The organism is Nostoc sp., from assembly GCF_036917315.1.
Classification (GTDB): Bacteria; Cyanobacteriota; Cyanobacteriia; order Cyanobacteriales; family Nostocaceae; genus Nostoc.
Genome location: NZ_JBALDR010000002.1, coordinates 104,713 through 131,001, shown reverse-complemented (window position 1 = coordinate 131,001; position 26,289 = coordinate 104,713). Strand labels below are relative to the sequence as shown.

Below are 26,289 nucleotides of genomic sequence, written 5' to 3'. Positions count from 1 at the left end.
ATGCCTCTTCCCAAAATTTCAGAAGCTAGAGAATTAAGCGACGAGAAGCTCTCTGATGAAATTGTCGCGATCAAAAGACAACTATTTCAGTTGCGCTTGCAAAAAGCCACCAGACAACTAGAAAAGCCCCATCAGTTTCGACAATTGCGCCACCGCCTAGCCCAATTGCTGACGCTAGAAACAGAACGCAAACGGGCAGCAAGTCAATCGGCTAAAGAAAAGAAGTAGGAGATTATGGCAGTTAAAGAACGAGTTGGCTTGGTAGTGAGCGATAAAATGCAAAAAACTGTGGTAGTCGCCATAGAAAACCGCGCTCCTCACCCCAAGTACGGCAAGATTGTGGTTAACACCCAACGATATAAAGTTCACGACGAAGAAAATCAGTGTAAAGTAGGCGATCGCGTTCGCATTCAGGAAACTAGACCCCTGAGTAAAACCAAGCGCTGGAAAATCACAGAAGTCCTGAACGTCAAGCCTACTTAAACCTCATCGTTGTTAGAAACTAACAACATTACAAGGGAGAATAATTGTGATTCAACCCCAGACTTACCTGAATGTCGCAGATAATAGCGGCGCCCGCAAACTAATGTGCATCCGCATCTTAGGCGGAGGCAACCGTCGTTATGGTTTTATCGGCGATAAAATTATCGCAGTTGTCAAAGATGCTACACCCAACATGGCTGTAAAAAAGTCTGATGTTGTGGAAGCAGTAATTGTTAGAACTCGTAAAGCTGTATCTCGTGATAGCGGTATGAGTATTCGTTTTGATGATAACGCTGCTGTAATCATCAACAAAGACGGTAATCCCAGAGGCACACGGGTTTTTGGCCCAGTTGCACGGGAACTGCGCGATAAAAACTTCACCAAAATTGTTTCTCTGGCTCCGGAGGTGCTTTAATGGCAACCAAACAGGGTACGCCCAAAGTATTCCACAAAATGCACGTCAAAACTGGCGACACCGTACAAGTGATTGCTGGTAAAGACAAAGGAAAAGTTGGCGAAATTACTCAGGCACTTCCCCAACTGAGTAAAGTCATCGTCAAAGGTGTCAACATTAAAACCAAGCACGTCAAACCCCAGCAAGAAGGGGAATCAGGGCGAATTATTACCCAAGAATTCCCGATTCATAGCTCCAACGTAATGCTTTATTCCACCAAGCAAAACGTTGCCAGTCGTGTTGGTTACACCTTTACCTCAGAAGGCAAGAAGGTCAGAAAACTCAAGAAAACCGGCGAAATTCTCGATAAATAAGAATTAGTCAACTTGAGATTTTAGATTTTAAATTTAATCAAAAATCTAAAATCAAAAATTAAAGCTTCCCTGACCAAGCCCAGGGATATCAGGACAAAAAACTATGCCGACAACAAGACTCAAAACCTTATATCAAGAGACAATCGTCCCCAAACTGATTAATCAGTTTCAATATACCAACGTTCATCAAGTACCGAAGTTGGTAAAGGTTACGATTAACCGAGGTTTGGGTGAAGCAGCTCAAAATGCGAAGTCTCTAGAGGCATCCATCAACGAAATTGCCCTGGTAACAGGTCAAAAACCAGTGGTGACACGGGCGAAAAAGGCGATCGCTGGCTTTAAGATTCGTCAAGGGATGCCTGTGGGGATCATGGTGACTCTCAGAGCCGAACGGATGTATGCCTTTTTCGATCGGTTAGTTAGCCTGTCACTACCCAGAATTAGAGATTTTCGCGGCGTTAGCCCTAAAAGCTTTGACGGACGCGGTAACTACACTCTGGGTGTGAGAGAACAGCTAATTTTTCCAGAAGTCGAATACGACAGCATCGATCAAGTGCGTGGGATGGATATTTCCATCATCACCACAGCAAAAAATGACGAAGAGGGACGCGCCTTACTTAAAGAATTAGGAATGCCCTTTCGCGATCAGTAAGTTCATCTATAGAGGGAACGATGGCGGCTAACGACACAATTGCAGATATGCTGACGCGCATCCGCAATGCCAACCTGGCGCGGCATCAAACTACACAAGTGCCAGCTACAAAATTGACCCGAAGCATTGCCAAAGTGCTACGGGAGGAAGGCTTTATTGCTGAAATCGAAGAAGCAGAAGAAGGGGTAAAACGCAATCTGGTGATTTCCCTGAAATACAAAGGAAAAAACCGTCAGCCTCTAATCACCGCCTTAAAGCGAGTGAGTAAGCCTGGCTTGCGTGTTTATTCAAATCGAAAAGAATTACCAAGAGTACTAGGCGGCATTGGCATTGCCATTATTTCTACATCCAGTGGCATTATGACTGACCGCGAAGCGCGGCGTCAGAACTTGGGTGGCGAAGTACTTTGTTACGTTTGGTAGTCATTGGTCATTAGTCATTTGTCATTAGTGAAAGACAAAGGACAAAGGACAAATAACAAAGGACAAAAAGTCATGTCACGTATTGGTAAACGTCCAATTACTATTCCCGCCAAAGTTCAAGTGGCGATCGATGGTACGAATATTGTGGTGAAAGGCCCGAAAGGAGAACTTTCTCGCACTCTCAGAGATAATGTCTCACTCTCTCAAGAAGGAGACATATTACAGGTAAATCGTCGGGATGAAACTCGTACCTCAAAGCAACTGCACGGCTTAAGCCGCACTTTAGTTGCCAACATGGTCGAGGGAGTTTCCCAAGGTTTTCAGCGCCGTTTGGAAATCCAAGGTGTTGGTTACAGGGCACAACTTCAAGGGCGTAACCTAGTTTTAAATATGGGTTACAGCCATCAAGTTCAAATTGAACCACCAGATGGAATTCAGTTTGCCGTAGAAGGTACCACTAACGTCATTGTTAGCGGCTATGACAAAGAAATCGTTGGTAACACAGCCGCCAAAATTCGTGCCGTTCGTCCACCAGAACCTTACAAAGGTAAAGGCATTCGCTATGCCGGTGAAGTGGTCAGACGGAAAGCTGGTAAGACTGGTAAGGGTGGTAAGAAGTAGAAATGAAACTTACTCGTAGAGAATCAAAAAATCGTCGTCATCGACGCGTTCGTGGCAAAGTGATTGGCTCACCAGAACGTCCCCGTTTAGCGGTATTCCGTTCTAATGAGCATATTTATGCCCAGTTAATTGATGATACTCAGCATCAAACAATCGTGGCTGCATCAACCGTAGAACCAGAGTTGAAATCTAGTTTAGCGTCATGTGCAAACCGCGACGCATCGGTGCAAGTTGGGAAGTTGATCGCAGTGCGATCGCTAGAAAAAGGTATCACCAAAGTAGTCTTCGATCGCGGTGGTAACTTATATCATGGTCGTGTCAAAGCACTAGCTGATGCAGCACGCGAAGCTGGTTTAGATTTCTAAAGTCATTAGTCATTAGTCATTAGTTATTGGACAAATGACAAAAGACAAATGACAAATGACAAATGACAACTGACAACTGACGTTCACCAGAGCATAAATTATGGCAACAGAGCGTAAAAGTAGAACAAAGCGTGCCAAAAAAGAAGAAACCACTTGGCAAGAGCGGGTTATCCAAATCCGCCGCGTAAGTAAAGTGGTCAAAGGTGGTAAAAAACTCAGCTTCCGAGCGATCGTTGTCGTTGGTAACGAACGCGGTCAGGTTGGAGTCGGAGTAGGCAAAGCTTCAGATGTAATTGGCGCCGTCAAAAAAGGCGTAGCCGATGGCAAAAAACACCTCATTGATGTCCCAATCACGAAATCCAACTCCATCCCCCATCCCATTGATGGTGTCGGTGGCGGTGCAAAAGTGATTATGCGTCCAGCCTCACCTGGTACTGGGGTAATTGCTGGTGGTGCTGTGCGAACTGTGTTGGAATTAGCAGGAGTTCGTAACGTCTTAGCCAAGCAACTTGGCTCCAACAATCCGCTCAATAATGCTAGAGCCGCAGTTAATGCCTTATCTACACTGCGTACCCTTTCTGAAGTCGCCGAAGATCGCGGTATTCCTATTCAAAATCTCTACATCTAATTTAGTCATTAGTCATTGGTCATGAGTCATTAGTGAATAACAAAGGACAAATGACAAATGACAAACGACGAATGACAAACGACAAATGAGAACTTGATAACTTATGAGACTCCATGATGTTAAGCCACAAAAAGGCTCCAAGAAACGCAAGAAGCGTGTAGCTAGAGGTATTTCTGCCGGTCAAGGCGCTAGTGCCGGTTTAGGTATGCGGGGTCAAAAATCTCGTTCTGGTAGCGGGACTCGACCAGGTTTTGAAGGTGGTCAACAGCCATTGTACCGCCGCTTACCAAAGCTGAAGGGCTTTCCGATTGTTAATCAGAAGATTTACACTACGATTAATGTAGAGAAGCTAGCCTCCCTTCCCGCGAATACGGAAGTAACTTTGACCTCATTGAAAGCCGCAGGTATCCTGACTGCTGTCAAAGGGCCATTGAAAGTTTTAGGTAACGGGGAATTGAGCATTCCGCTCAAGGTACAAGCGGCAGCTTTTACAGTTTCAGCTCGTAGCAAAATTGAGGCAGCTGGTGGTAGTTGTGAAGTCTTATGAGTGAGCCGGAACAGCGCACTTAAATGCAAGCCAACTCGCTGCCAGTGCTTGGTTCACTATAAAGGTAGCACTCTATGATCAGTCGAGATAAAGCCCCAACGGCTCAAGAAACTTTTATGCAGATGGCGCAGGCAGCTGGCCTCAGAGGTAGGCTGCTTGTCACCGTCGGTATTTTAATTTTGGTTCGCCTGGGTATTTTCTTACCCGTCCCAGGCATTGATAGACCGAGATTTGCCGAAGCCATATCGGGCAGTAATTCCATATTCGGCTTATTGGATATATTTTCCGGGCGAGGACTTTCGACTTTGGGAGTCTTTGCTTTAGGAATTTTGCCCTTCATTAATGCGTCTATTATCATCCAATTACTCACGGCGGCGATTCCAACTTTAGAAAATTTACAGAAAAATGAAGGGGAAGCCGGTCGGCGAAAAATATCGCAAATTACCCGCTATGTCACTGTAGGTTGGGCAATCCTTCAAAGTACAGCTTTTTCGGCATTATTCCTCCAACAATTCGCCTTAAAGCCAGGGCCGATATTTGTCGCTGAAACTGCGATCGCTCTAACTGCTGGTTCGATGTTCGTCATGTGGGCATCAGAACTGATTACAGAACGGGGTATTGGAAACGGCGCATCATTGTTGATTTTTGTCAACATTGTTGCCTCCTTACCGAAAGCTTTAGGCGATACCATCGACTTGGTGCAAGTAGGCGGTCGGGAAGCAGTGGGTCGCGTGATCGTCCTAATCCTAGTTTTCCTCGCAACAATCGTTGGTATTGTGATTGTGCAGGAAGGAATGCGCCGCATCCCAATTATTTCGGCTCGTCGCCAAGTAGGTAGAAGAGTTTTGGCAGAGCAACGGAGCTATTTGCCACTGCGGCTCAACCAAGGCGGCGTGATGCCAATTATTTTTGCTGCTGCCATCCTCAGTTTGCCACTGCTAATCGCCAATTTTACTAAAAATGCCGATTTGGCGAATATAGTTAACACTTATTTGAGTCCAAGCGGTTCTAGCTCCTGGGTCTATGCCTTGGTCTACATGGTTTCCATTGTTTTCTTCAGCTACTTCTATTCTTCGTTGATTCTCAACCCGGTAGATGTGGCGCAGAACTTGAAGAAAATGGGTTCTAGTATTCCTGGAATTCGTCCCGGCAAGGCAACTAGCGAGTATATAGAACGCGTTTCCAACCGACTAACTTTTTTGGGTGCGATCTTTTTGGGCTTCGTTGCTATTATCCCCACTGCCGTAGAAAGCGCTTTGAATGTGAAAACTTTCCGGGGAATAGGTGCTACCTCGTTGTTAATTTTAGTGGGTGTGGCAATTGAGACAGCTAAACAAGTCCAAACTTATGTCATCTCTCAGCGCTATGAAGGAATGGTGAAATAATAGTGACGCGATTAATCTTCTTGGGGCCACCTGGAGCGGGTAAAGGAACACAAGCTCAAACTTTGGCTGAACACTTGAATATTCCCCATATTTCTACGGGTGAAATATTAAGACAAGCCATGAAAGAGCAGACTCCTTTAGGAATTAAAGCTCAAAGTTATGTTGATAGCGGCGAGTTAGTACCCGACCAGCTAGTGGAAGACTTGGTACAGGAGCGCCTCAGTCAACCAGATGCAAAAAATGGTTGGATTCTAGATGGATTTCCCCGAAAAGTGACCCAAGCAGCTTTTCTGGAGAAGTTACTGGAAGCAATACATCAAGGTGGCGAAAGGGTAGTCAATTTAGATGCACCAGATGAAATTGTCATCGAACGTTTGCTAGCTAGGGGACGAAAAGATGATACCGAAGAGGTGATTCGTCGTCGTTTAGAAGTGTACCGCGCTGAAACTGCACCTTTAATTGATTATTACGGCGATCGCAAAAAACTCCTAACAGTCAATGGCAATCAGTCCCAAGAAGATGTCACTGATGAATTACAAAAGGTAATCGCTTCTTAAAAAGAAGGGGAATAGAAAGTATAGAATTCCCTATTCCCCCTTCCCCTCCCAAGAAAAAGATCAATTTTAGCTAAGATATATTAATAAACTGTTGATATATTTCTTAAAATGTGTTTCTTTGCAGATGAAGCGCTGCAACTGAACACGAAATTGTTGAGTTGAGGAAAAAACAAATTGTCTAAGCAAGATTTGATTGAAATGGAAGGCACGGTTACAGAGTCCTTGCCCAATGCGATGTTTCGCGTTGACTTGGACAATGGATTTAACGTGCTAGCACACATTTCCGGCAAGATTCGCCGAAATTATATCAAGATTTTGCCCGGCGATCGTGTCAAGGTGGAGTTAACGCCCTACGACTTGACCAAAGGCAGAATTACCTATCGACTACGCAAGAAGTAACTATATGTAGAGAATTTTACCATAAAACCATTTTTTTGACTGTTTATTAGTCATTTAACTGGATTAATTTCCCTAGAAATGCTATAATTTTATATTTGGAGTCAAAAAATAAAAGGCATGAAAGTTAGAGCCTCAGTCAAGAAAATTTGTGAAAAATGTAACGTGATCAAACGTCGTGGTCGCGTTATGGTGATTTGCGTGAACCCCAAGCACAAACAACGTCAAGGATAACGCTCTTACCAACAGAGCTAGTTGCAGGACGCATATCATCATTAAAACGAAAAGACGCGATTAATCACGTTTTTCCAACCAACAGTAATTGCGACAACAATAGGGAGAGTTCATTGTGGCACGGATTGCCGGAGTAGACCTTCCACGCGATAAGCGCGTCGAGATCGGTCTGACTTACATCTACGGAATTGGATTATCACGCGCTCAAGAAATTATAGCGGCAACTGGTGTGAATCCAGACACCCGCGTTAAGGACTTAAGTGATGCCGATGTAACAGCCCTACGAGGGGAAATAGAAAGCAACTATCAAGTTGAAGGCGACTTGCGGCGCTTGGAGTCTTTGAACATCAAGCGCTTAGTTGACATTGGTACCTACAGAGGTCGTCGTCATCGTATGGGCTTACCAGTGAGAGGGCAAAGAACTCGCACCAATGCCAGAACCCGTCGAGGAAGAAGGCAGACAGTGGCTGGGAAGAAGAAGGCTCCAGGGAAATAATTTTGCAACGCTTGTTAATCCGAGCAAGTTTTACCTTAAATCAACTAAACAAGTATGGCGAGACAACCAACTAAAAAAACCGGGAGCAAAAAGCAGAAACGGAATGTACCCAGTGGAATGGCCTACATCCAGTCTACTTTCAACAATAGCATTGTCACCATTACCGATCAAAATGGAGATGTCATCTCCTGGGCCAGTGCTGGTTCTAGCGGTTTTAAGGGAGCAAAAAAGGGAACTCCCTTTGCAGCGCAAACCGCAGCTGAAAGCGCAGCCCGTCGAGCTATCGATCAAGGAATGCGCCAAATTGAAGTAATGGTCAGTGGCCCAGGAGCAGGTAGAGAAACCGCTATCCGGGCGCTTCAGGGAGCAGGACTGGAAATTACACTGATTCGGGATATTACCCCCATTCCTCACAATGGTTGTCGTCCACCCAAGCGCCGTCGAGTTTAAATACTAAAACTTGGGCAGTGAGGACGAAAAGTTACAGCCAGCAATGACCGATTGAGCGTCTAACGTTCAAACTGTCATTTAGTTAAAGCTTGGGCGACCAGAAGCGTGTCAGATTTTCCCGCCGGGAAAGCTGTTAAGCTTCGAGCTACCCAAATATTATTAGCGCCTGCAAGCTGAATGGGAGTGTCAAACTATACCGTAATTTTATACTAATAGTTTGATAAACCTAATAATCTACAGGACATAAATTCAATTCTGGAGGCAATTGATTTGTCTGCTAGCAGCACCTTAGAAAAAGGGAGGCTCATCCGTGGCGCAGTTTCAAATTGAATGTGTAGAGTCGAATACCGAAGAAAGTCGGAACCATTACAGTAAATTTGTATTGGAACCTCTCGAACGCGGTCAAGGAACAACTGTTGGCAACGCACTGCGGCGGGTTTTGCTGTCTAATCTAGAAGGTACAGCAGTTACAGCAGTGCGGATTGCAGGCGTCTCACATGAGTTCGCCACAGTTCCGGGCGTGCGGGAAGATGTGCTGGAAATCCTCATGAGAATGAAGGAAGTTATCCTGAAAAACTATTCTTCGCAGCCCCAGATTGGTAGATTACTTGTTAGCGGCCCAGCAACAATCACTGCGGCGCATTTTGATTTGCCCAGTGAAGTAGAAGTCATCGATCAGACTCAGTATGTAGCCACCATCGCTGAGGGTGGAAAGCTGGAAATGGAATTTCGGATCGAGAAAGGCAAAGGCTATCGCACCGTAGAGCGAGGACGTGAGGAAGCCACATCGTTGGATTTTCTCCAAATCGACTCAATATTTATGCCGGTGCGAAAAGTCAACTACAGTGTTGAAGAATCTCGTGGGGAAGGCTTGATTCCAAAAGACCGACTACTGTTGGAAGTTTGGACAAATGGCAGTATTTCTCCTCAAGAAGCACTATCTTCGGCCGCTGCGATCTTGGTAGATTTATTCAACCCGTTGAAAGATATCTCCCTAGAACCAACAGATACAGGTTCCGATATTCCAGACGATCCAACTGCCCAGATACCCATCGAAGAGTTGCAACTTTCTGTGCGGGCATATAACTGTCTCAAACGGGCACAAGTTAACTCTGTGGCAGATTTGTTGGATTATACCCAAGAAGACCTCTTAGAAATTAAGAACTTTGGGCAGAAGTCAGCAGAAGAAGTCGTGGAAGCTTTGCAGCGACGCTTGGGCATCACCCTGCCAATGGAAAGAGGCTCTAAACACCCTTAAGAAAAACCTTCATAATTCATAGTGCATAATTATGCGTCACCGTTGTCGCGTCAAAAAACTCAGTAAACCAGCCGATCAACGCCGTGCTTTACTGCGATCGCTCGCCACCGAGCTGATCCGTCATGGTAAGATCACCACCACTTTAATTAGAGCGAAAGTTCTCCGAAGTGAAGTGGAAAAAATGATTACCCTAGCCAAAAATGGCTCCTTATCAGCACGTCGGGAAGCCCTTGGCTATATCTTCGACAAACAACTGGTTCACGCTCTATTTGAGCAAGCTCCAACTCGATATGGCGATCGCCAGGGCGGTTACACCCGAATCCTGCGTACCGTACCGCGTCGGGGTGATAATGCAAAAATGGCAATAATTGAATTGGTTTAAGTCATTGGTCATTGGTCATTAGTCATTAGTCATTGGTCATTAGTGAATAACAAAGGACAAGTGACAAAGGACAAATGACAAAAGACAAAGGACAAAATCTGTATGTTAGAAAGCCACCAGCCTACACAAACTCATCGAGTAGCCTTGGTAATCCAATACCTGGGCACTCATTTTCATGGCTGGCAACGGCAAAAACAACACCGGACAGTCCAAGAAGAGATCGAAATTGCGATCGCTACTATTCTTGGGCATCATGTAACACTACATGGGGCTGGGCGAACCGATTCTGGAGTTCACGCTGCTGCTCAAGTAGCCCATTTTGAAGCTACAGGTTTTATTCCGCCTCACAAGTGGGCAACAATCCTCAACAGCTACCTGCCGCCAGATATATTAATCAGGGCTTCAGCTAGTGTCGATAACCGTTGGCACGCTCGCTTTAGTGCAGCCTATCGACGGTATCGCTACACAATATATACTGAAGATCGGCTTAACTTGTTTGTAAGACCCTTCAGTTGGCATTATTATTATGCACCCCTGGATGAATCTTTAATCCAAGCTGCCTTGAAACCTCTCTTGGGAAAGCATCACTTAGCTGCTTTTCACCGTGCAGGCTCAAAGCGATCGCATTCCTGGGTAGAGGTGCAAGCAGCAGAGTGTCGTCGCAGTGGGCCATTTATCCATATTGAAATACAGGCAGATGGATTTTTGTATGGCATGGTACGGCTGTTGGTAGGGATGCTGGTAGAAGTAGGTTCTGGACAAAGAACACTTTCTAACTTCACCGAACTTTGGAAAGAAGAACGCCGGGAAGAAGTGAAATATGCCGCACCGCCTCAAGGCTTGTGTTTGTTGCGAGTCGGCTATCCCGATTTTCCCTTTCCAAAAGAGATTTGGTACGACACCTTGCCAAAGTTCGTCACTAGTCAAGAGTCATTAGTCATTGGTTCTTAGTAACTACAAATGACAAAAGACAAATGACTAATGACAAATTAAAAATGACAAAGGACAAATGACAAATGACAACAGTTAAAACATACCTTCCTTCTCAAGCAACCCTTGAGCGTGAGTGGTACATAGTAGATGCCACCGATAAACGCCTCGGTCGCCTCGCCAGCGAAATCGCCCAGGTATTGAGAGGCAAAAAGAAACCCGAATATACACCTCATCTAGATACAGGTGACTTCGTAATCGTCATCAATGCCGAAAAAGTAGCAGTCACGGGCAAAAAGCGTACTCAAAAGCTTTACCGCCGCCATTCTGGTCGTCCCGGTGGGATGAAAACCGAAACTTTCGCTAAACTGCAAGACCGCATACCAGAGCGGATTTTAGAGCAAGCTGTTAAAGGTATGCTACCTAAAAATAGCTTGGGTAAGCAGTTGTTCACCAAGCTGAAAGTTTACGCTGGGCCTACGCATCCCCATGATGCTCAAAAACCTAAAGAACTAAAAGTTAGTACAATTCCTGGAGAAGAAAATTAATGGTAGTAGCAGATGCCAATAGCGGTCGCGCCGTATACTGGGGCACTGGCCGTCGTAAGAACGCAGTAGCAAGGGTACGCTTGGTTCCAGGCACCGGTCAACTGACTGTGAACGGTAAAGATGGAAACTTGTATTTCCAATTTAACCCCAATTACCTGGGAGTGATTAAAGCACCCCTGGAAACTCTGGGATTAGAAAACGAATATGACATTTTGGTAAAAGCAGAAGGCGGCGGCTTGACAGGACAGGCTGATTCTGTTCGTTTGGGAGTTGCTCGTGCTTTGTGCCAACTAGATCCAGACAATCGCCCACCTTTGAAAACCGAAGGTTATTTGACTCGCGATCCGAGAGCAAAAGAGCGGAAGAAATATGGTTTACATAAAGCTCGGAAAGCGCCTCAGTACTCTAAGCGTTAGGGAATTGGGCATAGAGCATCCCTTCGACTTCGCTCAGGGTAAGTGGGCATGGGGCATCTCCCCACTCCCCACTCTGTAGCTGCAATTGAACGCTGAAAGTTATAATTTATATAGATTCATCACAAAAAGAACAATGGCTAAAGCTGATATTCACCCCAAGTGGTATCCAGATGCTAAAGTTTACTGCAACGGTCAAGTTGTTATGACCATTGGCTCTACCAAGCCAGAATTGCATGTAGATGTTTGGTCTGGAAATCACCCATTTTACACCGGCACTCAGAAGATTATTGACACTGAGGGTCGAGTAGAGCGCTTCCTCCGCAAGTACGGTATGAGCAGCACTCAAACATCTGGCGACGAACAAGACAAAAAGTAGCGAGTTGGCTCTGCTGTTAACGACGGCCCTGCATCAGCTGGGTCGATTTTCATTTATATGCTCGAGCCAATTTGTTATTTTTTTAAGGAGCGATCGCAATCGTCATGGCTGAATCATACTTACTGGACAAACTAAAATCCGTTGAACAAACTTTTAATGAATTAACACGTCGTCTTGGCGACCCCGATACCGCTAGCAATCCTGATGAGTATCAAGAAATTGCTAAGTCTCGTTCTTCTTTGGAAGAGGTAGTTAATACTTATGAAATTTGGAAAACAGCCCAAGAAGATTTAATCGGAGCGCGTCAGGTTTACAAAGAATCTGCAAGTGACCCAGAGTTGCAAGAAATGGCATCACTGGAAGTAAAAGAACTTGAAGAAAAAATAGAACATTTAGAGTCTCGCTTGAAAGTCTTACTGTTACCACGCGACCCCAATGATGAAAAGAATATCATGTTGGAAATTCGCGCTGGTACTGGTGGCGATGAAGCAAGCATTTGGGCTGGCGATTTGATGCAGATGTACACCCGCTATGCCCAGACTCAAGGTTGGAAAGTTTCTCTAGTGAGCGAGTCTCGCGGAGAAATGGGTGGCTGGAAAGAGGTCATTCTAGAAATTAAAGGTAATGATGTTTACAGCCAGCTAAAGTTTGAAGCTGGAGTGCATCGTGTGCAGCGCGTGCCGGCAACAGAATCTGGCGGACGGGTTCATACTTCCACAGCTACCGTGGCGATTATGCCAGAGGTGGATGATGTGGAAATTCATATTGACCCGAAAGATATTGAAATGACTACAGCTCGTTCTGGTGGTGCTGGTGGACAAAACGTCAACAAGGTGGAAACAGCCGTTGACTTGATGCACAAACCGACGGGAATACGCATTTTCTGTACAGAAGAACGCAGCCAGTTGCAAAACAAAGAACGGGCGATGCAAATTCTGCGGGCGAAGTTGTATGACATCAAGTTAGGCGAACAACAAGCAGAAGTAACTTCCATGCGGCGATCGCAGGTTGGTACTGGATCGCGATCGGAAAAAATTCGCACCTATAATTATAAAGATAACCGCGCCACCGATCATCGGTTAGGTCAGAATTATTCCCTTACCCCTGTTTTGGATGGTGATTTAGAGACACTTATCCAGTCTTGTATATCTCTAGACCAACAAGAACGTCTGGCAGAGTTAGCGACTTCTGCCGCTAACTAATTTTTGTTGTTAAATATCCTGTAAAACCACTTGTTGTTCTGTTGCTTTTAACACAGACAAGTGGTTTTCTAATATCGTGTGGAGTGTATCTTCTATTTCACTGGGATAGTGGTAATAGGCAAATTCGTACTTCATAAGGTAATTTAACTTTGCCCATTCCTTCAAGGTTTGACAGGTATAAATTAAATTTTCTATTTCTTTTTGCCAACGCGCAAAAATCCTGTAGCTAAAAAAGCTGCTGCATATATTTCCTTTTACATCCCAGTAGGAAATACACACTTGATGTTTCAGAAGGTGGATTTTTTTGATTTGCTTAACATCGTAGCCTTTAACTTTTAAAGCTTCTTTGGTTTCTGCGTCAGAAATGTTCCACAGTTCTGGTTTAATTTTATTAGTGGCTATAAAGTTTTTACCTTTGCGGCGATATTGGTTAATTTTGCGTGGCTTGCGAAACATGATGCACCTTCGATATTATTTCTTCGCAGCAAAGTCTAGCTACTAGCACAACTGCTGTAGCAAACTAAGTTTTTTGGGTTGGTTAAAGTATAGATGGGTTTGTCTACTAGCTTGATGCCTGTAGTTGCCGATTTACAACCAGAGATATAGTTTAGTACTAAAACACAAGGCTGTCAATATAAAAGTAAACTTGTAATATTGAAAGTAGACTTGTAAATACAGTTGGCTAGCTATATAAGCAGTGAAGATCGAAAGCAAACAAAAACTGATTGAAATCATTAAACTAGCTCGCGGTTCAATGAGTCAGCGAGCATTTGGTAAGCTTTTGGGGGTATCTGCTACTGCTGTTCAGATGTGGGAAAAAGGTGTGAAGGTACCAGATACAGAAAATTTGGCTCGAATCGCATCGAAAGCAGGCTACACAATGGAAGAGTTAATTAGCTGCATTGATGGCAAGCCAATTCCAGAAACCTCAGATTTGAGTCTGATTCTTAGACAAATCCAGCACATGCCTTTGGCCCAAGTGGCTCAAATTGTGCAAGCTGCGGCAGATAGATTGGCGGCTGTGGCTGAAGCATCCGGGGATGAAGCGAAGGCTAGTTGATTTGGCGCTACGAGAAACTAACTTACCATTACGAACTTTTACAGAGCAATGCTCTTATTTATTTGATGATGCGATCGCAGACAATTTTCTGTGCGATACTCGTCAAGACTGGGAAGGATAATTACTACCATTTTTCTTACGCTCATTTGTTACTTGGAGACACGTTATCCCTCTCTCTAAGAGATGATGCCCAATATTTGTAAGTAAGTAGGTGGGCTGAATTAAATATATAAATAGATTGACATGAAAACGTTGTAGTGATTGGAAAGCTACTAAAAGTTAATTGCACACACCTACTTAGTCAAACTTCCTCAGTTTGAAAAAGGAACATTGCGAAACTCAATATTCTTCCCCCGATTATTATTGGACTTTGGATAAAAAATAAGTGTTAGCGTAAATTTTGGGTGAATAAAAAACTAGGCATCATAAATTACCCCAGTTATTTTACAAACTGAGTTAAATTCTTAAAGCTTAAGAAAATTTACGCTGCTTTTTGTTTACTGGTGTTGATTTTGACATTTTCTTGACAACGGGATGCTTAGTTCGTTGTGTTTGAGCCTGACCTTTGACAACAAGGCAGAGTAAATAAACTTTAGGGAAAACAAATTGAATCAACTTTACCGTGATGAGCGTATAAACCGAAACCATCAGCAAACTGAATTGCAGTTTCTCCATCAGCATGGAGTTTGCCGTAATTATCAAGCAGTAATTTTGTAGGTCTATCACAAATTATGTAATGTATAGGCATTGGTATAAACCACCAACCACACTCAGTACATAAATCTTTGTAAACCTGCCATTGCTCCTGGTTATGCTGGCAATCTAGTTCATTGATGCAATAGTCGAATAGTCCAGCGTAGCTTGCCCATTCCGAATCAGGATAAATAAAGTTATCGTAAAAACGACCAAAAGCGTCAGGACAGTCTTTCAACTCATTACTTAAGCTTTCGCAAAGCCAATCCCATAGAACATTCCATAATTGCGTATGAATTATACTACCTACTTTATCCGTAAGATTTTCATCTAAAACCTTCCAAATTTCTAGGCTGATTTGAGGATTCAGTCCGCTTGGATATAATTCCGTATGTAAATCGCACCATAAATCAGTTCTTGGTTGACCTTCGCCACAAATAGTTTGTAAGCTAGCTACCTGATTAATAATTTCATCATCACTAAGACCATTGAAGTTAGCTGTTGCAAGTCTTAACTCAGCGCTAAAAGCAGCATACAAACTCTCAAAAAAAGTGATTTCAGGCATTGTAAAACTTTCAGGATAAAAATTGTATACATCTTCTAGTACAGCCAATACTCTATTGCGATTTATAGGCTCTGTAGATAAATTAATCGCTCTCTATTTTTGCTGATAAGATACGATGGATTCTTCTTGTTGAGATGTCAGTTTTGTAATCATCGATAATTATTTTTGTAGAACACAATCGCTTAGAATCTTGGTAATGAGCGAGGCGATCGCTAATTTTCGCTGAGTTAAAGGTTCTGGTAGAAATACGTAATGGCTGCACAAACTAAGTCCGTGTGCGGGGACTCCAGCAAGTCGAAACCCACGGAGGTGGGTTTTGTCTGTATAGCTGCGATTTCTAATCGCCAGTGCTAGGGTATTTTACTGGCAGTTAAGGAATAAATGGTTTTAAAATGGTGCAATCTTAAAATATTTAGGAGTGCAGCTATGTCACTACGCAATGAGCCTTTAGATTGGCAACTTGAAACCAATAATCCTTATATACCAGTTTATCATCAAGGTAATTTGGTGGGATTTTTTAAACCAGAATATGCCAGTGAAATTATTAAAATTTTAAATGAAGAAGAAGTTTTAAAGAAAGCGCTAAAAATGGCTTGTACTGATTTAATTAAAAAAATCGGTGGCGATACCAGAAAAGTCAATTATTTAATGGAAAAATATGTGAAAACTAGTGAGCGGCCGAAGCATGGAACTAGAGCGATCGCAGTTTTACTTCAAGATAGGCAAAAAGAGCTTGACTTGAGTAACCAGGAGTTTGCTAAATTCTGCGACACCTTTAAATTATCCCCTACCGAACTGAATAATATTTATGCGGGACAAGCATTTGATGATAGTTTATTAGCGCCCCTTTCACGTATATTAGGGATGGCAAAGGAGCAATTGCTGAAAGTGCGAGATGGTTCGGAAGAATCAAGTAAAACATGAACGGCAAATCAAAATTTTCAAATGAAATAAAATTGTGAAAACAGATATCATCTTTTATCGGCTGTTTCAAGAATTCCCTGATATCTTCTTTGAACTTATTGGTAATCCTCCAGAAGAAGCTAGCCTTTATCAATTTTCATCAGTTGAAATCAAACAAACAGCCTTCAGAATCGATGGTGTGTTTCTACCTACACAAGGAAGCGAGAACCCGATTTACTTTGTTGAAGTGCAATTTCAAGCTGATGGGGAAATTTATTCACGGCTAATTGCAGAAATATGTTTATACCTTCGTCAGAATCAACCATCAAATGACTGGGGTGCTGTGGTTTTATACCCAAACAGGAATGTAGATACAGGAGATATAAAACATTACCGTGAATTTTTTACAAGTGGGCGGGTCAGGCGGATTTATTTGGATGAATTAGGTGAAGGTGCATCGCTTCCAATTGGTATTGCAACTGCTAAATTAGTAATTGCAACCGACGATATCGCAATTGTCCAAGCAAGGGAGTTGATAGACAGAACTAAGTCCGAGATAAACTCACCACCAAAACAGCAGCAATTATTACAATTTATCGAGACTATTTTGGCTTATAAATTTCCCACAATGAGTAGGGAGGAGATGGAGGAAATGTTTGGATTAAGCGAGTTAAAGCAAACCAGATTTTATCAGGAAGCCTTTCAGGAGGGTGTTGAACAAGGCATCGAACAAGGCATCGAACAAGGCATTGAACAAGGTAAGGCTCAAGGCATTGAGCAAGGTAAACTCAGAGCAGTACCAGCAATGTTGGCAGCTGGGTTGACTCTAGAACAAGTAGCACAGGCGCTAGATTTGAGTGTCGAACAAGTCAGACAAGCCGCGCAGTAGGATTCTTCTGATCAAGGAGTAGAGGAATTGGTGGACTACAACATAGGAACTATGAGTTTCAAAGATACAAAAATTTATCAAGAAGCATTTGAAGAAGGGCGTTTGGAAGGTTTACGGCAATCAGTACCTCGTCTATTAGATTTAGCGTTAACTATTGAGCAAGTTGCGGAGGGATTAGGTTTAACTATAAACCAAGTTCAAAATGCGAAACTCTATTATGATGGCATCCAAATAGGGGAGCGTAGAGCCAAATTAAAATTAATACCCACCTTGTTGAAATTTGGGGTGACAGTGGAACAAGTGGCTGAGGCATTTGATTTCACTGTCGAAGAAGTCAGACAAGTAACGCAAAGCCAGCCTTAAGATAGATGTGGTAAATTTTATCCGTGGCTCAAGCCAAATTTGGTTTGCGGCTTCCAAACTCGATCGCGACGAATTTATAGTTAATTTTTGTTAATATTAGAGGCGGTGTTAGTACTTCGTCCTCAACCACCCACTCCCTACCTGAGAGAAACTTAATGCTGCGACTAGAACATATAAGTAAAATTTATCCCACAGGCGAAGTTCTCAAAGATATCAACTGGGAAGTTAAACCAGGCGATCGCATTGGCTTAGTCGGTGTCAACGGTGCTGGAAAATCTACCCAACTCAAAATCATTTCTGGGGAAATTGAACCCACCGCAGGCGAAATTATCCGTCCTAATAGCTTACATATAGCCTACCTCAACCAAGAGTTTGAAGTAGACCCCACCCGCACCGTTAGAGAAGAATTTTGGACTGTCTTCAAAGAAGCCAACGAAGTACAGTTATCTCTGGCGCACATCCCACAAGAGATGGAAACGGCTAGCCCAGAGGAACTGGATCGACTTATCGACAAGTTAGATCGCTTGCAGCGCAAATTTGAAGCCTTGGATGGCTACAACTTAGATGCACGCATCGGGAAAATTTTACCAGAGATGGGGTTTGGGCTAGAAGATGGCGATCGCCTCGTCAGTGCCTTTAGTGGTGGTTGGCAAATGCGGATGAGTTTAGGTAAAATCCTGCTGCAAAAACCCGACTTGTTGCTACTGGATGAACCGACTAACCACCTAGATTTAGAAACCATTGAGTGGTTGGAAAATTACCTCAGAGGGCTGATTACGCCGATGGTAATAGTCTCCCATGACCGGGAGTTCCTTGACCGCCTCTGCACCCAAATTGTGGAAACAGAACGTGGTGTTTCCAGTACCTACCTTGGTAACTACTCAGCATATTTGGAACAAAAAGCCGAAAGTCAATCAGCACAACTGAGTGCTTACGAACGCCAGCAGAAAGAATTAGAGAAACAGCAAACCTTTGTTGATAGATTCCGCGCCAGTGCTACCCGCAGTACCCAGGCAAAAAGCCGGGAAAAGCAACTCGACAAAATCGAGCGCATTGAAGCACCCATTGCTGGGGTAAGAACTCTACATTTCCGTTTTCCCCCTGCACCCCGCAGTGGACGCGAGGTAGTAGAAATTAAAGATTTAACTCATCTTTATGGTGATAAAATCTTGTTTTTGGCAGCAAATCTGTTAATTGAAAGGGGCGATCGCATTGCTTTTCTTGGCCCTAATGGTGCTGGGAAATCTACCCTTCTGCGCGTAATTATGGGTATGGAACCACCCACAGAAGGTAGCGTTCAATTAGGGGATCACAACGTTATTCCCGGTTACTTTGAGCAAAATCAAGCTGAAGCTTTGGACTTGAAGAAAACTGTCATGGAAACTATCCATGATGAAGTTCCAGACTGGGATAACCAAGAAGTCCGAACGCTTTTGGGACGCTTCTTATTTACTGGTGATACTGTATTTAAGGCAGTTGGGGCATTAAGTGGAGGAGAAAAAGCTCGTTTGGCGTTGGCAAAAATGCTCTTACGTCCCGCGAACTTATTAATTTTAGATGAGCCGACAAACCACCTAGATATTCCAGCGAAAGAAATGCTGGAAGAAGCGCTCAAAAATTATGACGGTACGGCAATTGTGGTTTCCCACGATCGCTACTTTATTTCTCAAGTAGCTAACAAAATTGTCGAAATTCGTGATGGTGAATTCCGCGTTTACTTAGGAGACTATCATTACTATCTCCAGAAAATTGCCGAAGAAAAAGAACAAGCAAAGTTAGCTGCAATAGAAGCTGAAAAAGCTGCTAAAAAAGCTGCCAAAGCTGCCAAAGCTTCTGGAAAACGCAAGTGATATATAGCAATCCTATCTGATTTGTGAAAATTTGCGGTATCCAGATCCCCGACTTATTGAAAAAGTCGGGGATCTAACTTTTTGCAAATTATTTAGGATTAAGCTCTCGCGTGTATAACTTGCATTTTTTCGGGTCTGCAACCATTGGTAACTCTGTAATGCTCTGGAAAATTACATACTCAACAACAGCTTATTATAGGTAAAAGCAGATTGATCTGCTTCTTGTCTTATATATTTTTCAAACGAACTCTCTATCAATCCGCCAACGCCGAAAATTTTTGCTTCTAAAGTTGTTTCTATAATCCGTCGGATCTTATTATTCTCCAACGATTCGATCCGGATCGTCTCTTCCCAGCGTATCTTGTCTGCAAAAGTACTTGGTATTTTTTTGGAATCCCAAACTTGGGTTTCTTTGACAAACTTGCCTTCCTCCAAAAATGTCAAGTTTGTACCGAATATTTTGGCTACTGGCCCTGGTAGGTCTATATTGGGTATCATTCTGACTTTACGTGAAATATCGGCGTTACTCTCAGTCTGCTGTTCAAGGATTGTAAACTCAGTGTAGCCAAGACCTTCTTTGTAGACCTGAGTGTTCCAATCCTCGTTAAAAAACTTATTCCAGAATGTGTCTTGGTCGCATGTAATTTCGTGTGTTGTCGTGAAACGCACCATATTTTCTCCTGTTATCTGATTGTTGAGTTTAACCGCACTATTAGTTGATAGTTAGCTAAAAGTTTGTTTTTTCAAATTATCGCTGCGGCTTGAAATACGAAACTTTGAAAAATACTATTACTTTTGTATTGAATATACAAGGACAGTTAAGACAGTTAAGAACTAATTTAAAAATAAAAAGACAGTTAATAAAATTTTTTGTGAAGCTGCGCCAAATCTTAGCTTTTTTTTCAACGTAAAGGTGAAGCAGCGCAGTCTTCTCCCAAAGTGAGAGCGTATTAAATTTAAATAAAGTTCGCTCAGTTTGAAAAAGCTGATAAGCTAATCTGCCCTTTAAGTTGCATAATTCTGAGCTTTAGAAAGACACGGGGACACAAAGACGTGGGGATGTAATTTAAATTATTATTAGCTTAACAAGTAAATTATTACGCTAACTCAATAAGTTTACGGTTTTCATCTTTAACTGGTTCTCCGCTTCAGCCCTAAAAGCTAACATCACAAGCTTTACCATTATTTTGTAGATGCGTAGCAGTTCAAGAGTCCTCAATGCGGGTTTTTCAACCTAGAGAACTTTTAAACTCGTACTGTATAGCAGTACTCGAAGAGGAGAAGTGAAGGCAGGGTATGATACCTTGATTTCCGACTCAGAATACCAGTTGAGACATGACAAAAATCGCACAATAGTTAGTGAATTAAAAAAAAACATTGCAAGTCTTTCATAAAATAAATTAATAAGCAAAAATTCACTTGCGGCGTGGATTAGCAGTGGTATCATTCGGGTATTACAAAAAGTAAAGGGCAATTTTACTATGACCAAAGCACCTGTTGCTCCTGTGGTGCTAGTCATTTTAGACGGATGGGGCTACTGCGAGGAAAAGCGAGGAAACGCTATTGTTGCTGCTAAAACTCCCATTGTGGAAAGTTTATGGGCAGCTTACCCGCATACCCTCATCCGCACATCAGGAAAAGCCGTAGGGTTGCCAGATGGTCAAATGGGCAACTCGGAAGTTGGCCATTTGAACATTGGTGCTGGGCGAGTTGTACCGCAAGAACTGGTACGCATCTCTGATGCGGTCGAAGACGGTTCTATTGCCTTAAACCCAGCACTCGTCAAAATTTGCCAGGAAGTTCGTTCTCGGAATAGCAAGCTGCATCTAGTCGGGCTTTGTTCTGAGGGAGGGGTACATTCACATATCACCCATCTATTCGGACTACTTGACTTAGCCAAAAACCAGCGAATTCCAGAAGTTTGTATTCACGCCATTACCGATGGTCGTGACACCGCCCCAACTGACGGTGTAAGAGCAATCACAATGCTGCAAAATTATATAGACCGCACAGGAATTGGGCGCATAGTCACCCTCAGCGGTCGCTACTACGCGATGGATCGCGATCACCGTTGGGATCGGGTCAAACGCGCCTACGACGTAATGACTCAAGATGGTGTGGTTGATAATCGTAACTCTGTAGAAATCTTGCAAGCATCTTACGCCGAAGGGGTAAAAGATGAATTTATCAACCCCATCCGAATTGCACCCGGCGCAATAGAACCAGGGGATGGGGTGATATTTTTCAACTTCCGCCCCGATCGCTCCAGACAACTGACTCAAGCTTTGGTCAGTCCCACTTTTAACGGTTTTGAAAGACAGCAAATCACACCACTGTCTTTTGTCACGTTTACACAGTATGATTCAGACTTACCCGTAGCTGTAGCCTTTGAGCCGCAGAATCTCAGTAACATTCTGGGAGAAGTCATAGCCAATCATGGTCTGAATCAGTTCCGCACCGCCGAAACAGAAAAATACGCCCACGTCACCTATTTCTTTAATGGGGGTCTGGAGGAACCTTTTGCTGGAGAAGATCGGGAATTAGTAAGCAGCCCAATGGTAGCTACTTACGATCACGCCCCAGCGATGTCAGCAGCAGCAGTTACAGATGTTGCGATCGCTGCGATTCAAAAGGGTACGTATTCCTTAGTTGTAATTAACTATGCCAACCCAGACATGGTAGGGCATACTGGTCAAATCGACGCTACCATTACAGCAATTGAAACAGTCGATCGCTGTTTGGGACGCTTGTTAGAGAGCGTTATCAAAGCCGGCGGTACAACAATTATTACTGCCGACCACGGCAACGCTGAGTATATGCTAGATGAAGGGGGTAATCCCTGGACAGCTCATACCACTAACCCAGTCCCCTTCATCTTGGTAGAAGGAGAGAGAGTTAAAATCCCTGGATATGGTACAAATGTCGAACTGCGAAACGATGGCAAGCTATCCGACATTGCCCCCACAATTCTAGAGATTTTACAGCTGCCTCAGCCACCAGAAATGACCGGGCGGTCGCTGCTGAAAACAGCAGAATATGAGCTACAACGTACTCGCACTCCCGTGCAAGTAGGGCTGTAAAAGATTGCTGAGTACTGAGTTAGGAGTTTACTAAAAACTCCTAACTTCTGAATTCTGTTTTTTTGAAACTTTTTATAAATGAGATTCCTACCATGACAGTTAGTAATATCGTGCAAGGCATTTGGGCATTTTCCGCCACTGGTTTGATTATCTTAGTTTTACTGCATAGCCCTAAAGGTGATGGCGTTGGCGCTATTGGTGGACAAGCCCAGCTATTTAGCAGCACCAAGAGTGCAGAAAACACCTTAAACCGAATTACTTGGGCATTGACAGTAATTTTTCTCGGTTTAACAGTAGTTTTAAGTGCTGGTTGGCTGCCTAAATAAGGATAGGTAAATGGGGAAAATAACCCAACACCCGATACTTAACACCCTAATAAATTTAATTTCACGACGGTTAATTACAGCTCTTGCCTTGTTTCTTGGCACAGGGCTGTTAATCGTTTTTACTAATATCCAGTTGAGTAATGGGTTTGCAATAGTACCAGAATATGTACATTCAGATTTAATAATTTCTCTCCCCACGTCCCCAAAACCCCATCCCTTACCGCCCACACTGGCGCGGTGGCAAGATAACACTAACAGTGGTGACTACTTTTCCCAAGTCACAACAACCCAAGTTGGTTATTTAGTCTGGTCACAATTTCCTGTTCGAGTTTACGTAGAAGCACCAAAAGCTATTAGTGGAAAACAAGCTCAAGCATGGGTTAACGCTGTCTTGCAGGGTATACAGGAGTGGAGTAATTATTTACCTTTAACAATAGTCGAACAGCCAGAAGTTGCTAATATTACGATCGCGCGAAAAGCACCACCTTTACAAATTTCCCCTGGTAGTAATATACCCCGTGCGCGATCGGCACAAACTACTTATGAGTTATACACCAGCAACAAAATTTTATCCCACCGCTTTACCATCTTGCTAAGTCCCAGTCAAACAGGTGAGTATCTCATTGCGGCTAGCCGCCACGAATTCGGTCATGCGTTGGGAATTTGGGGTCATAGTCCGCTACAAACTGATGCGCTATATTTTTCTCAAGTTCGTAACCCGCCGTCTATTTCTCCCAGAGATGTAAATACTCTAAAGCGGGTTTATGAACAGCCAACTACTTTAGGATGGTCTTTAGTTGATAATTCAGCGACTTAATTTTATGGTGTTGCTGAGTTAAAATATGAATATGTTTTGTGTAAAAAATCAAAATTTAAGATTAAGGCAACCAATTTTTATCCAAAATTTGCTCTAAGGTATAAGCACATAATTCAGGTAAATTGGTTACATTTATTTTAGCTTTAACATAATCTAAGGCATTGCTATAAATTCTGCTGAAATTATCCTCTAAATTTTTGCGTAAATTGGCACTTAAATCTTCATTTATTTGATTCCGAAAACTAATAATTTCCGCAGCCCAATGATTAGCATTTCTTGGCTTTTCTAAATCCCAATATTGATAAAGTAATAAATGTCTAATAATCTGTTCTAATAAACTTCTTATTCGCCTTTTTTCATTTTTAGCCAAATCTTCCAATTCTTCTATTAAGTTTTCATAGTCAACGTCTGCTAATTGTCGATTTTTGAGACATTTAATAGTCTCCTCTAACCATTGCAGGTAATTGGATTCATATAATGTTTTTATGTCGATGATTGCAGTCATTTTTTGATTTTGTAGCTTTAATTTACTATTGTTTATTATTTAATGTTAACTAATTTATTAATTTTTGCTGATAATTGCCCAGAAAAAAAAGATACACAGCACTGATAAGTTAAGTCAGAAGATATCCAGCGACTCCCAGAAGAACAATCAAGCAAAAGTTCTACCCTACCGTCTCTCAGTAATCCAAGTCTCTCGCTGTTCCCCCTGAATCGACTGTACAATTCCAAACCTTTCCTCAATTTTGCGTGGCAGAGTGGATGTCCCAAAGATGTAAACGCAAACTTCTTCTGGTTGATTTGTCAAAACACGAACTCTGGCTTCGTTATCTTGTAAACGCTCTATGAAAATAGATGCACAAATTTCAACATCTTCAGGAATCTCATATACTTCCTTGGAAAAGGTGAATCTCTTCTCCAAACTATTTGCAATTTGGTCAATAACGTTTTGTTCGGGCAACAGATTTGTGAAGCAATAGACGTATGTTCGGCAGCACTTTCCATGTTCTAGCTGCTCTAAGTCAGGGATATTTCTCACCTTTATCTGACTTGCATCATACTTCATTTCGTTAACTCTAGATAGCCTTGTAAAACTGGTAAGAGAATTGTTAGTTAGGTATTTGTATTTTACCCGATCGCACTCATTGATTACCATTTGAGAATTTAGAGTGCGATCGCACTTTATTCCCCTTCCTTACGCTCTATGACTTAGTGGTAGAGGTCGCTGTGCTAAAACTCCTTTATACAGTTCTTCCAGCAGACTAATATTTTTACTAAGGGTATAGCGGTCTAATACACGCTGTCTAGCTTTTTGCCCTAGTAGGGTTGTTAACTCTGGATGGTCTTGCAACACTGGCAAGAGGGTTTTTAATTGCGATCGCGCTGTTTTGGTACTAATAACGACACCTGCGCCCTTTTCCAAGACTTCTCCATCTGCACCCACATCTGTTGCTAAACAAGCCAACCCACATGACATTCCTTCTAACAGAGATAGGGATAAACCCTCTACCAATGAAGGCAAAACAAATACATCTGCGCCCCGCAAAATTTCGATGCGTCGGTCTTCATCAGCGACAAATCCCAACCAAATAATGCCGTATTCTGAACCAAAAAACGGCTCTAAGGAAGACTTCAAAGGGCCGTCGCCAACAATTAGCAACTTAGTACCAGGCGCCATTGCCGACTGCTTCCAAGCGCGGAGGAGGGCTTCGACATTTTTCTCTGGCGCTATGCGACCCTGATAGACAAACAAGCGTTCGGCTTTAAATTCTGTTTTGATTTGAGAAAATCCTGGAGAATACTTGGCGGTATCAACACCGTTGGGAATTACGGCAATATTCTCCTCCCTTACGCCCATCCCTGCTAATAATTCTCGCTGGATTTGGGAAAATACAATCACGCGATCGTAGTTAACTAAAAAAGGCGCGTAGAGCTGATAAGCCAAAAGTTGTGTTCCCGATACCAACTTTGCTCCCTTGCCAGCAAACGGTGTGTGGAAAGTGGCAACTAAGGGCAACCTCAGTTCCTCACAGATTTCTGGTAGAAAAAAGTCTAGAGGAGATAAGGTCAAGGAAGCATGGACTACATCTGGTTTGATTTCCCGCAGTGAATCGGTTAAAACTTTGGTGGCTTTAAAAGTGGGAATCGTGTAAACCTGGGACTTGTAAATGAAAGGTAAAGAAACCTCTCGAAGATTTGGCCAATTATCAGGTTCAGAATCTTCCTGGGCGAAGTGAAGAAAGCTAACTTGATGTCCCCTATCTAGCAAGGCATTTGTAATTTCTCGACTGTAGGTAACATTGCCGCAAAAGGGTGATTTTTTTCCAATCCAGGCTATACGCATTCTTTATTTAGCTGTAAGAAAAGCGGGTTTAATGTATTACTTGTGTGTCCTTTGTGATTTTTCTTTTATCTAGCTATACTTGCTGGTTTTTTTTATTTATTAAAAATTCCCAAAACTTTCTACTAGTTTAAAAAGCTTATTGTCAGCTGATTAAACCAGTGAATTGATGGCTTTATTTATTTTAGTTATAAGTTGTTAATTTCTGATATTTCAACAACTTATTCCGACTAATGTCAGATTCATATCCGGCAAGTATGTGATAAATTTTCACTGACCACAGTTT

At 42.8% G+C, this 26,289-nt stretch carries 39 protein-coding genes; 32 read left to right on the top strand and 7 right to left on the bottom strand.

Annotated features, from left to right (window positions below):
- The 23 genes from rpmC (at position 1) to prfA (ending at position 13,116) form a co-directional block, all read left to right on the top strand.
- Complete coding sequence (gene rpmC / locus V7K84_RS01235; protein ID WP_179068334.1) at positions 1-228, top strand: 50S ribosomal protein L29; 228 nt, start codon at positions 1-3, stop codon at positions 226-228.
- A gap of 6 nt (positions 229-234) precedes the next feature.
- Positions 235-483 carry a 30S ribosomal protein S17 gene (rpsQ, locus tag V7K84_RS01230; RefSeq protein ID WP_094349093.1) on the top strand — a complete coding sequence of 83 codons (249 nt, stop codon included), beginning with the start codon at positions 235-237 and terminating at the stop codon, positions 481-483.
- A gap of 46 nt (positions 484-529) precedes the next feature.
- Positions 530-898: a 50S ribosomal protein L14 gene (gene rplN / locus V7K84_RS01225; RefSeq protein ID WP_069070772.1), complete on the top strand. Its 369-nt coding sequence runs from the start codon at positions 530-532 to the stop codon at positions 896-898.
- Complete coding sequence (gene rplX / locus V7K84_RS01220; protein ID WP_069070771.1) at positions 898-1,251, top strand: 50S ribosomal protein L24; 354 nt, start codon at positions 898-900, stop codon at positions 1,249-1,251. The genes rplN and rplX overlap by 1 nt, the downstream gene beginning before the upstream one ends.
- A 103-nt stretch (positions 1,252-1,354) precedes the next feature.
- On the top strand, positions 1,355-1,903 hold the full coding sequence (gene rplE, locus V7K84_RS01215; RefSeq protein ID WP_094349095.1) for a 50S ribosomal protein L5: 549 nt from the start codon (positions 1,355-1,357) through the stop codon (positions 1,901-1,903).
- A gap of 20 nt (positions 1,904-1,923) precedes the next feature.
- On the top strand, positions 1,924-2,325 hold the full coding sequence (gene rpsH, locus V7K84_RS01210; protein ID WP_094349096.1) for a 30S ribosomal protein S8: 402 nt from the start codon (positions 1,924-1,926) through the stop codon (positions 2,323-2,325).
- A 72-nt stretch (positions 2,326-2,397) separates the two neighbouring features.
- Positions 2,398-2,946, top strand: coding sequence for a 50S ribosomal protein L6 (rplF, locus tag V7K84_RS01205; protein ID WP_334700604.1), 549 nt, complete (start codon positions 2,398-2,400; stop codon positions 2,944-2,946).
- 2 nt (positions 2,947-2,948) lie between these two features.
- Complete coding sequence (gene rplR, locus V7K84_RS01200) at positions 2,949-3,311, top strand: 50S ribosomal protein L18 (RefSeq protein ID WP_094349098.1); 363 nt, start codon at positions 2,949-2,951, stop codon at positions 3,309-3,311.
- Between the two features lie 100 nt (positions 3,312-3,411).
- Positions 3,412-3,939, top strand: coding sequence for a 30S ribosomal protein S5 (gene rpsE, locus V7K84_RS01195; RefSeq protein ID WP_334730166.1), 528 nt, complete (start codon positions 3,412-3,414; stop codon positions 3,937-3,939).
- A gap of 103 nt (positions 3,940-4,042) precedes the next feature.
- Entirely contained in the window at positions 4,043-4,486 is a 444-nt protein-coding gene (gene rplO, locus V7K84_RS01190; protein WP_069070765.1) for a 50S ribosomal protein L15, read from the top strand.
- 74 nt (positions 4,487-4,560) lie between these two features.
- On the top strand, positions 4,561-5,871 hold the full coding sequence (gene secY / locus V7K84_RS01185; RefSeq protein WP_292725306.1) for a preprotein translocase subunit SecY: 1,311 nt from the start codon (positions 4,561-4,563) through the stop codon (positions 5,869-5,871).
- Between the two features lie 2 nt (positions 5,872-5,873).
- The gene (locus V7K84_RS01180; RefSeq protein WP_094349102.1) at positions 5,874-6,428 is read left to right on the top strand and encodes an adenylate kinase; all 555 of its coding nucleotides are present in this window, start codon (positions 5,874-5,876) and stop codon (positions 6,426-6,428) included.
- Between the two features lie 174 nt (positions 6,429-6,602).
- A complete protein-coding gene (gene infA / locus V7K84_RS01175; RefSeq protein WP_006276978.1) occupies positions 6,603-6,827 on the top strand; it encodes a translation initiation factor IF-1 in 225 nt (74 codons plus the stop codon).
- A gap of 117 nt (positions 6,828-6,944) precedes the next feature.
- On the top strand, positions 6,945-7,058 hold the full coding sequence (gene rpmJ, locus V7K84_RS01170) for a 50S ribosomal protein L36 (RefSeq protein ID WP_015129703.1): 114 nt from the start codon (positions 6,945-6,947) through the stop codon (positions 7,056-7,058).
- 115 nt (positions 7,059-7,173) lie between these two features.
- Positions 7,174-7,554: a 30S ribosomal protein S13 gene (gene rpsM, locus V7K84_RS01165; RefSeq protein WP_012410704.1), complete on the top strand. Its 381-nt coding sequence runs from the start codon at positions 7,174-7,176 to the stop codon at positions 7,552-7,554.
- Positions 7,555-7,608: 54 nt separating this feature from the next.
- Positions 7,609-8,004 carry a 30S ribosomal protein S11 gene (gene rpsK, locus V7K84_RS01160; RefSeq protein ID WP_069070761.1) on the top strand — a complete coding sequence of 132 codons (396 nt, stop codon included), beginning with the start codon at positions 7,609-7,611 and terminating at the stop codon, positions 8,002-8,004.
- A 310-nt stretch (positions 8,005-8,314) separates the two neighbouring features.
- The gene (locus V7K84_RS01155) at positions 8,315-9,262 is read left to right on the top strand and encodes a DNA-directed RNA polymerase subunit alpha (RefSeq protein WP_094349104.1); all 948 of its coding nucleotides are present in this window, start codon (positions 8,315-8,317) and stop codon (positions 9,260-9,262) included.
- A 31-nt stretch (positions 9,263-9,293) separates the two neighbouring features.
- On the top strand, positions 9,294-9,644 hold the full coding sequence (rplQ, locus tag V7K84_RS01150) for a 50S ribosomal protein L17 (protein ID WP_094349105.1): 351 nt from the start codon (positions 9,294-9,296) through the stop codon (positions 9,642-9,644).
- A gap of 102 nt (positions 9,645-9,746) precedes the next feature.
- On the top strand, positions 9,747-10,595 hold the full coding sequence (gene truA, locus V7K84_RS01145; protein WP_334835594.1) for a tRNA pseudouridine(38-40) synthase TruA: 849 nt from the start codon (positions 9,747-9,749) through the stop codon (positions 10,593-10,595).
- Between the two features lie 65 nt (positions 10,596-10,660).
- The gene (gene rplM, locus V7K84_RS01140; protein WP_012410699.1) at positions 10,661-11,122 is read left to right on the top strand and encodes a 50S ribosomal protein L13; all 462 of its coding nucleotides are present in this window, start codon (positions 10,661-10,663) and stop codon (positions 11,120-11,122) included.
- A complete protein-coding gene (rpsI, locus tag V7K84_RS01135; protein WP_012410698.1) occupies positions 11,122-11,538 on the top strand; it encodes a 30S ribosomal protein S9 in 417 nt (138 codons plus the stop codon). The genes rplM and rpsI overlap by 1 nt, the downstream gene beginning before the upstream one ends.
- 133 nt (positions 11,539-11,671) lie before the next feature.
- Positions 11,672-11,914 (top strand): 50S ribosomal protein L31, encoded by a 243-nt coding sequence (gene rpmE, locus V7K84_RS01130; RefSeq protein ID WP_069070756.1) that lies wholly within the window; start codon positions 11,672-11,674, stop codon positions 11,912-11,914.
- Between the two features lie 104 nt (positions 11,915-12,018).
- Positions 12,019-13,116 carry a peptide chain release factor 1 gene (gene prfA / locus V7K84_RS01125; RefSeq protein ID WP_229554268.1) on the top strand — a complete coding sequence of 366 codons (1,098 nt, stop codon included), beginning with the start codon at positions 12,019-12,021 and terminating at the stop codon, positions 13,114-13,116.
- A 9-nt stretch (positions 13,117-13,125) separates the two neighbouring features.
- On the opposite strand, the gene V7K84_RS01120 is transcribed toward prfA, so the two are convergent.
- Positions 13,126-13,572 (bottom strand): hypothetical protein, encoded by a 447-nt coding sequence (locus V7K84_RS01120; RefSeq protein ID WP_334835592.1) that lies wholly within the window; start codon positions 13,570-13,572, stop codon positions 13,126-13,128.
- A gap of 241 nt (positions 13,573-13,813) precedes the next feature.
- Here V7K84_RS01120 and V7K84_RS01115 point away from each other — a divergent pair, with 241 nt between their 5' ends.
- Positions 13,814-14,176, top strand: coding sequence for a helix-turn-helix domain-containing protein (locus tag V7K84_RS01115; protein ID WP_012410694.1), 363 nt, complete (start codon positions 13,814-13,816; stop codon positions 14,174-14,176).
- A complete protein-coding gene (locus V7K84_RS01110; protein WP_334835590.1) occupies positions 14,157-14,297 on the top strand; it encodes a hypothetical protein in 141 nt (46 codons plus the stop codon). Before V7K84_RS01115 ends, V7K84_RS01110 begins: the two co-directional genes overlap by 20 nt.
- 471 nt (positions 14,298-14,768) lie before the next feature.
- On the opposite strand, the gene V7K84_RS01105 is transcribed toward V7K84_RS01110, so the two are convergent.
- Both V7K84_RS01105 and V7K84_RS01100 read right to left on the bottom strand, forming a co-directional pair.
- Positions 14,769-15,434, bottom strand: coding sequence for a DUF6745 domain-containing protein (locus V7K84_RS01105; RefSeq protein WP_334835588.1), 666 nt, complete (start codon positions 15,432-15,434; stop codon positions 14,769-14,771).
- 82 nt (positions 15,435-15,516) lie between these two features.
- Entirely contained in the window at positions 15,517-15,696 is a 180-nt protein-coding gene (locus V7K84_RS01100) for a hypothetical protein (RefSeq protein ID WP_334835586.1), read from the bottom strand.
- 164 nt (positions 15,697-15,860) lie between these two features.
- Here V7K84_RS01100 and V7K84_RS01095 point away from each other — a divergent pair, with 164 nt between their 5' ends.
- From V7K84_RS01095 to V7K84_RS01080, 4 genes are all read left to right on the top strand, one after another.
- Positions 15,861-16,358, top strand: a complete 498-nt coding sequence (locus V7K84_RS01095; RefSeq protein ID WP_334835584.1) for a hypothetical protein — start codon at positions 15,861-15,863, stop codon at positions 16,356-16,358.
- A gap of 34 nt (positions 16,359-16,392) precedes the next feature.
- A complete protein-coding gene (locus V7K84_RS01090; protein WP_334835582.1) occupies positions 16,393-17,226 on the top strand; it encodes an Rpn family recombination-promoting nuclease/putative transposase in 834 nt (277 codons plus the stop codon).
- A 51-nt stretch (positions 17,227-17,277) separates the two neighbouring features.
- Complete coding sequence (locus V7K84_RS01085; RefSeq protein WP_334835579.1) at positions 17,278-17,589, top strand: hypothetical protein; 312 nt, start codon at positions 17,278-17,280, stop codon at positions 17,587-17,589.
- A 155-nt stretch (positions 17,590-17,744) separates the two neighbouring features.
- Positions 17,745-19,439 carry an ABC-F family ATP-binding cassette domain-containing protein gene (locus tag V7K84_RS01080; protein ID WP_334835576.1) on the top strand — a complete coding sequence of 565 codons (1,695 nt, stop codon included), beginning with the start codon at positions 17,745-17,747 and terminating at the stop codon, positions 19,437-19,439.
- 171 nt (positions 19,440-19,610) lie between these two features.
- Here V7K84_RS01080 and V7K84_RS01075 read toward each other — a convergent pair whose 3' ends face one another.
- Entirely contained in the window at positions 19,611-20,111 is a 501-nt protein-coding gene (locus V7K84_RS01075; RefSeq protein WP_334835573.1) for a DUF2505 family protein, read from the bottom strand.
- Between the two features lie 809 nt (positions 20,112-20,920).
- Here V7K84_RS01075 and gpmI point away from each other — a divergent pair.
- The 3 genes from gpmI (at position 20,921) to V7K84_RS01060 (ending at position 23,662) form a co-directional block, all read left to right on the top strand.
- On the top strand, positions 20,921-22,519 hold the full coding sequence (gene gpmI / locus V7K84_RS01070) for a 2,3-bisphosphoglycerate-independent phosphoglycerate mutase (protein WP_334835571.1): 1,599 nt from the start codon (positions 20,921-20,923) through the stop codon (positions 22,517-22,519).
- 92 nt (positions 22,520-22,611) lie between these two features.
- The gene (secG, locus tag V7K84_RS01065; protein ID WP_109011945.1) at positions 22,612-22,845 is read left to right on the top strand and encodes a preprotein translocase subunit SecG; all 234 of its coding nucleotides are present in this window, start codon (positions 22,612-22,614) and stop codon (positions 22,843-22,845) included.
- 10 nt (positions 22,846-22,855) lie between these two features.
- A complete protein-coding gene (locus V7K84_RS01060) occupies positions 22,856-23,662 on the top strand; it encodes a peptidase (RefSeq protein WP_334835569.1) in 807 nt (268 codons plus the stop codon).
- 61 nt (positions 23,663-23,723) lie between these two features.
- Here the strand turns inward: V7K84_RS01060 and V7K84_RS01055 are convergent, their stop codons facing one another.
- From V7K84_RS01055 to V7K84_RS01045, 3 genes are all read right to left on the bottom strand, one after another.
- A complete protein-coding gene (locus V7K84_RS01055; protein ID WP_334835567.1) occupies positions 23,724-24,167 on the bottom strand; it encodes a DUF29 domain-containing protein in 444 nt (147 codons plus the stop codon).
- 165 nt (positions 24,168-24,332) lie between these two features.
- On the bottom strand, positions 24,333-24,818 hold the full coding sequence (locus V7K84_RS01050; RefSeq protein ID WP_334835564.1) for a hypothetical protein: 486 nt from the start codon (positions 24,816-24,818) through the stop codon (positions 24,333-24,335).
- Positions 24,819-24,857: 39 nt separating this feature from the next.
- Positions 24,858-26,006 (bottom strand): glycosyltransferase family 4 protein, encoded by a 1,149-nt coding sequence (locus V7K84_RS01045; protein ID WP_334835562.1) that lies wholly within the window; start codon positions 26,004-26,006, stop codon positions 24,858-24,860.
- Positions 26,007-26,289: the final 283 nt, after the last annotated feature.

Coding starts and splice junctions, on each gene's coding strand:
- rpmC (WP_179068334.1), top strand. CDS start 1: ATGCCTCTTCCCAAAATTTCAGAAGCTAGAGAATTAAGCGACGAGAAG.
- rpsQ (WP_094349093.1), top strand. CDS start 235: ATGGCAGTTAAAGAACGAGTTGGCTTGGTAGTGAGCGATAAAATGCAA.
- rplX (WP_069070771.1), top strand. CDS start 898: ATGGCAACCAAACAGGGTACGCCCAAAGTATTCCACAAAATGCACGTC.
- rplE (WP_094349095.1), top strand. CDS start 1,355: ATGCCGACAACAAGACTCAAAACCTTATATCAAGAGACAATCGTCCCC.
- rpsH (WP_094349096.1), top strand. CDS start 1,924: ATGGCGGCTAACGACACAATTGCAGATATGCTGACGCGCATCCGCAAT.
- rplF (WP_334700604.1), top strand. CDS start 2,398: ATGTCACGTATTGGTAAACGTCCAATTACTATTCCCGCCAAAGTTCAA.
- rplR (WP_094349098.1), top strand. CDS start 2,949: ATGAAACTTACTCGTAGAGAATCAAAAAATCGTCGTCATCGACGCGTT.
- rpsE (WP_334730166.1), top strand. CDS start 3,412: ATGGCAACAGAGCGTAAAAGTAGAACAAAGCGTGCCAAAAAAGAAGAA.
- rplO (WP_069070765.1), top strand. CDS start 4,043: ATGAGACTCCATGATGTTAAGCCACAAAAAGGCTCCAAGAAACGCAAG.
- secY (WP_292725306.1), top strand. CDS start 4,561: ATGATCAGTCGAGATAAAGCCCCAACGGCTCAAGAAACTTTTATGCAG.
- rpmJ (WP_015129703.1), top strand. CDS start 6,945: ATGAAAGTTAGAGCCTCAGTCAAGAAAATTTGTGAAAAATGTAACGTG.
- rpsK (WP_069070761.1), top strand. CDS start 7,609: ATGGCGAGACAACCAACTAAAAAAACCGGGAGCAAAAAGCAGAAACGG.
- rplQ (WP_094349105.1), top strand. CDS start 9,294: ATGCGTCACCGTTGTCGCGTCAAAAAACTCAGTAAACCAGCCGATCAA.
- truA (WP_334835594.1), top strand. CDS start 9,747: ATGTTAGAAAGCCACCAGCCTACACAAACTCATCGAGTAGCCTTGGTA.
- rplM (WP_012410699.1), top strand. CDS start 10,661: ATGACAACAGTTAAAACATACCTTCCTTCTCAAGCAACCCTTGAGCGT.
- rpsI (WP_012410698.1), top strand. CDS start 11,122: ATGGTAGTAGCAGATGCCAATAGCGGTCGCGCCGTATACTGGGGCACT.
- rpmE (WP_069070756.1), top strand. CDS start 11,672: ATGGCTAAAGCTGATATTCACCCCAAGTGGTATCCAGATGCTAAAGTT.
- prfA (WP_229554268.1), top strand. CDS start 12,019: ATGGCTGAATCATACTTACTGGACAAACTAAAATCCGTTGAACAAACT.
- V7K84_RS01120 (WP_334835592.1), bottom strand. CDS start 13,572: ATGTTTCGCAAGCCACGCAAAATTAACCAATATCGCCGCAAAGGTAAA.
- V7K84_RS01110 (WP_334835590.1), top strand. CDS start 14,157: ATGAAGCGAAGGCTAGTTGATTTGGCGCTACGAGAAACTAACTTACCA.
- V7K84_RS01105 (WP_334835588.1), bottom strand. CDS start 15,434: ATGCCTGAAATCACTTTTTTTGAGAGTTTGTATGCTGCTTTTAGCGCT.
- V7K84_RS01095 (WP_334835584.1), top strand. CDS start 15,861: ATGTCACTACGCAATGAGCCTTTAGATTGGCAACTTGAAACCAATAAT.
- V7K84_RS01085 (WP_334835579.1), top strand. CDS start 17,278: ATGAGTTTCAAAGATACAAAAATTTATCAAGAAGCATTTGAAGAAGGG.
- V7K84_RS01080 (WP_334835576.1), top strand. CDS start 17,745: ATGCTGCGACTAGAACATATAAGTAAAATTTATCCCACAGGCGAAGTT.
- V7K84_RS01075 (WP_334835573.1), bottom strand. CDS start 20,111: ATGGTGCGTTTCACGACAACACACGAAATTACATGCGACCAAGACACA.
- gpmI (WP_334835571.1), top strand. CDS start 20,921: ATGACCAAAGCACCTGTTGCTCCTGTGGTGCTAGTCATTTTAGACGGA.
- secG (WP_109011945.1), top strand. CDS start 22,612: ATGACAGTTAGTAATATCGTGCAAGGCATTTGGGCATTTTCCGCCACT.
- V7K84_RS01060 (WP_334835569.1), top strand. CDS start 22,856: ATGGGGAAAATAACCCAACACCCGATACTTAACACCCTAATAAATTTA.
- V7K84_RS01055 (WP_334835567.1), bottom strand. CDS start 24,167: ATGACTGCAATCATCGACATAAAAACATTATATGAATCCAATTACCTG.
- V7K84_RS01050 (WP_334835564.1), bottom strand. CDS start 24,818: ATGGTAATCAATGAGTGCGATCGGGTAAAATACAAATACCTAACTAAC.
- V7K84_RS01045 (WP_334835562.1), bottom strand. CDS start 26,006: ATGCGTATAGCCTGGATTGGAAAAAAATCACCCTTTTGCGGCAATGTT.